Here is a 3558-nt window from a genome sequence, read left to right as displayed (position 1 = left end):
ACCGGGGCGGCTTTGACAGGCTAACCGGTGTCGGGGCGCTGAGCGAGGGGCTGGCGACGTGTTCGGCGGCGACAGCCGATTCGTTGGCGCCTGGCTGAGCGACCTGACCCACGATCCCCCGACCCCGGCCTGGTGCATGCTGGCCTTCAGCACGGGCGTCTTGCCGCCAATGCTGGCCTTGCAGGAGTCGTCGCCCGGGAAGACCGTCTGGTGAGGCTCTAGCCGCCGGCCATCTCGCGCAGGTCTAGCTCGGCGGCGATGTATCCGAAGGCGAAACGACTGCGGCCCTGGAGGATCTGCTCGAACACCTCGCGGGCGCGCTGTGTCTCGCCATTGTAGAGATACCAGTTCCCGACACCGTAGCCCTGCGTCGCGTAGAGCGTCTCCAGATCGTGGATCACCTGGGACCCGATTTCCGGGTTCAACAGGTCCTCGGGCGCGAACTCACCGCGATACATCCGCAGACGGCGATAATAGGAGGGGCCCTCGACGAAGGCCTCGTCCGGCAGGCCCTCGGGGACCCCCGCCAGCACCTCGGCCGCCGCGACCTCGTCGCCCTTGCGGCGCAGGGTCATGTAGAGCCAGTCGTTGCAGGCGGTCAGCCCGTCGTGATCCTGCGGCGCCACCCACGCCAGGCAACGCCGGTAGGCGGCCTCCGCCGCATCCCAGTCCCGCAGCAGAAAGTGCGCCAGGGCCAGGTGATACCAGGTGTTGAACTGGATGCTGGTGGCGGGCACCGGCAGCTCGTTGCCCTTGCCGTCCGGCTCGATCCACTCCGGCCGGCCCTCGATCAGCTCGGCGGCGCGCGCCAGGTCGGCGAGACCCTCGCGGAACCGTCGGGTCGACAGATAGCGGTGGCCCCGCTGGCGCAGCAGTTCGAAGGACTCAGGGAACCGCTCCAGCCCCTCGCTGAAGACGGCGATGGCCTCCTCGATCTGATAGCGGAACCCCAGCACCCGACCGTACCAGACGGTGTTGGGCAGGCTGGGATCGGCCTCGTAGTTGGATCGGGCGCTGTCGAGGGTGCGGCGGGAACGTTCACGGATACTGTTATCGGTCATCCCCGCAGTGAAGCGGTTGCCGACCGATGCGTAAAGGCCCTAGCCCGCCGCGCTCTTGGCGTCGGCGGCCGCCTCCGGCTTGGCGTAGCGCTGGCTGACGCGGCGCAGGCCCTCCAGGATCGCCTTGGTGCCGTTGCTGTCCTTGCCCGCCTCGGTGTGCAGCAGCAGGCGGAAGGCCCGCAGGTGGACGGCCACGGCGTTGGGGTCCCAGATCTTGCGCGTCCTCAGATAGTCGGTGAGGTCGGCCAGGCTGACGAGAGCGGTGTCGATGGGCGCCAGGCCGCAGGCGGTCGGCACGCCGATGGCCGCGCTGGCGATGGCGTAGAGTTCGTCGGCCACGGCGGCGTCGTACTCGCCATTGGCGCGGTTGGCGCACAGCTCGGCCTGATCCAGCGTCACCCGCAGTTCGTCCAGGCACTCGGCGCGCAGGCTTTCCAGCCCCGCTCCGGCCCGCTTGACCGCATCGGCGACGGGAACCCCGCCAGGGGTGCGTAGCAGCTTGGCCAGCCGCACCACCGGAACGTGAATTTTTACAGAGCTCAAAGCGTCACCCGCCGTGTCTTCAGCATGCCGTCGATGCTGTCCTGTTCCATGTTGGGCTCGCTCGCCTCGCCGACATCGCCGACCAGATCGTCCCTGCGCCGTCCGACCTGACCGGCCGGAACGCCCTCGTTCTTGAAGCGGCGGTCGGGGCCCATATAGCTGTCGCACTCCACGAACCGCCGGCCCTCGCGGGCGATCCAGAGCACGCGCTCCAGCACCGTGATGGGGGTGAGCGGCTTGGTCATGACGAAGTGGGCGCCGCAATCGCGGGCCTTCTGCACGGCGTTGCCGGGGGTATGTCCCGCGGTCAGCAGCACCGGCACAAAACAGTTGGGTTCGATCCGCGAGCGGCGCAGCCAGCTCACGAAGTCATAGCCCTCGCCGCCGGGACCCAGGGCGTCGGCCACCACCAGGTCCAGTTCGACCTTGGCCACCAGGCCTTGGGCTTCTTCCACGCTCTCGGCCCTGTGCAGCACCTTGGCGCCGAAGCCGGTGAGGATCTGCACCAGGATGCTCATGCCCATGGACGATTCCTCGAGGATGAGCACGGAGGCTCGCTCAAGGTTAAACCGGGCGCGGGAATCGGGGCTCAGACCCATGCTGTCCTTCACGCCGGGCACGGGGTGGATTCCCCGTAAGGCCCGGACAGTCCTTGTGTTTCGCCGCGAGGTGCGACGGATTCAGTCTGACCAGAGAGGGTTAAGAACATCTTCCTGCCAGGCGCGGCGGCTTGCCCCACAGGCTCAGCGGGTGTTCGGCGACCGCAGGTAGATCGGATTGGTCAGCAGGATCAACCGGCCGTCCGCAGAACGCAGGTCCACCCGCAGCCAGCCGTCGGCGCCGTCGCTGATCAGCTCGAGGTCCGTCGTCGCCTCGGCGCCGGTCAGGACGGCGTCGGGCAAGGTGACAAGCCTGGCGGCGGGCCCGGCGAGGCTGAGCCTATCCCCCGCCCCGCCGACCACCCGGACACGCAGCCGCACGTTCGTCCCGGCCGGCGCGGCCAGCACATCGCCCATCCGCGCCGTCTGCCCGCCCGCCTGCGCCGTCACCTCGATAAGCCGGTCGCGCGATCCGGCGACATCGATGAACACGTGGCCCGCCGTGAGGGCGTCCAGGATGGCGGCCTGGGACAGCGCCGTCGCGTGGACCACCGTGGTCGGCGCCCCCACCGCCGGCGCCTTGGCCGGGTCCAGGGTGGCGTCGTGATTGTCCGATCCGCCGATGGCGGTGATCCGCAACCCCGCGTTCAGCCGCGCCTCCCAGAACGGGATGCCCGAGAACAGCCCGTCAGCCTTGCCGCCGGTCAGGGCCAGGGTCCCGCCATTGACCACCTCCATCACCCCGATCCGGTCATAGGGCGTGTCGGGCGCGCTCCAGCCGCAGCCCATGCAGGCCTCGCCCGACGGCAGGCCCGGATGGTTGATGGAGACCACACCTCCGGCCGCCTTCACCCCGTCGAGGATCGCGGTCAGCGTCGGCGCTCGCGGCCCGCCCAGCTGGAAGTCCAGCGGTCCGGTGGGGCCAAACACGTTGGCGTGGCCCTGGAAGGTGGTGATCTCGCGGCCCGGGATCAGCAGCAGGTCGTCGTAATAGGGCGCCAGTTCCCGCAACGCCGCGTTCTGCGAGGTGGCGTTGTGGTCGGTCACCGCGATGAAATCCAACCCCCGCGCCGAGGCCGCCTCCAGGGTCTTGAACACCGGGCAGGGAACCTTCAGGCCCCGATGCGACAGGCACGCGCCGTCGGAATGGGCGGTGTGCAGATGCAGGTCGCCGCGATACCAGCCGGGGCCAGTCTTCAGGGGCGCGGCGGCGAAGCCATCGAATACCGGGCTGCGGTCGAGGGTGATCGTGGCCGTGTAGTCCGCGCGGCCGTCCTTGCGCAGGTTGGGAACCCCCAGGACCAGCTTCCATTCCCCCGCCGGCAGCGGGCCGGGCAGGTAGGAGGGGGTAGCCC

General features: G+C 69.3%; 5 protein-coding genes. 1 reads left to right on the top strand and 4 read right to left on the bottom strand.

Annotated elements, in window-relative coordinates:
* Nucleotides 1-58 precede the first annotated feature (58 nt).
* Nucleotides 59-214, top strand: a complete 156-nt coding sequence (locus tag AAC997_RS20840; protein ID WP_340647627.1) for a hypothetical protein — start codon at nt 59-61, stop codon at nt 212-214.
* A 4-nt stretch (nt 215-218) separates the two neighbouring features.
* Here AAC997_RS20840 and AAC997_RS20835 read toward each other — a convergent pair whose 3' ends face one another.
* The 4 genes from AAC997_RS20835 to AAC997_RS20820 all read right to left on the bottom strand — a co-directional run.
* A complete protein-coding gene (locus AAC997_RS20835; RefSeq protein WP_340647626.1) occupies nt 219-1061 on the bottom strand; it encodes a tetratricopeptide repeat protein in 843 nt (280 codons plus the stop codon).
* A gap of 39 nt (nt 1062-1100) precedes the next feature.
* Nucleotides 1101-1604: a hypothetical protein gene (locus AAC997_RS20830; protein ID WP_340647625.1), complete on the bottom strand. Its 504-nt coding sequence runs from the start codon at nt 1602-1604 to the stop codon at nt 1101-1103.
* A complete protein-coding gene (locus AAC997_RS20825; RefSeq protein WP_340647628.1) occupies nt 1601-2203 on the bottom strand; it encodes a response regulator in 603 nt (200 codons plus the stop codon). The genes AAC997_RS20830 and AAC997_RS20825 overlap by 4 nt, the downstream gene beginning before the upstream one ends.
* Nucleotides 2204-2347: 144 nt before the next feature.
* Nucleotides 2348-3558, bottom strand: a 1211-nt coding sequence (locus AAC997_RS20820) for a CehA/McbA family metallohydrolase (RefSeq protein WP_340647624.1), incomplete at its 5' end; no start/stop codon positions are given.

It is taken from the genome of Phenylobacterium sp., from assembly GCF_037968635.1.
Taxonomy (GTDB): Bacteria; Pseudomonadota; Alphaproteobacteria; order Caulobacterales; family Caulobacteraceae; genus Phenylobacterium.
Note: the sequence above shows the minus strand (reverse complement) of the source record. Positions and strands in the feature narration are given on the sequence as shown.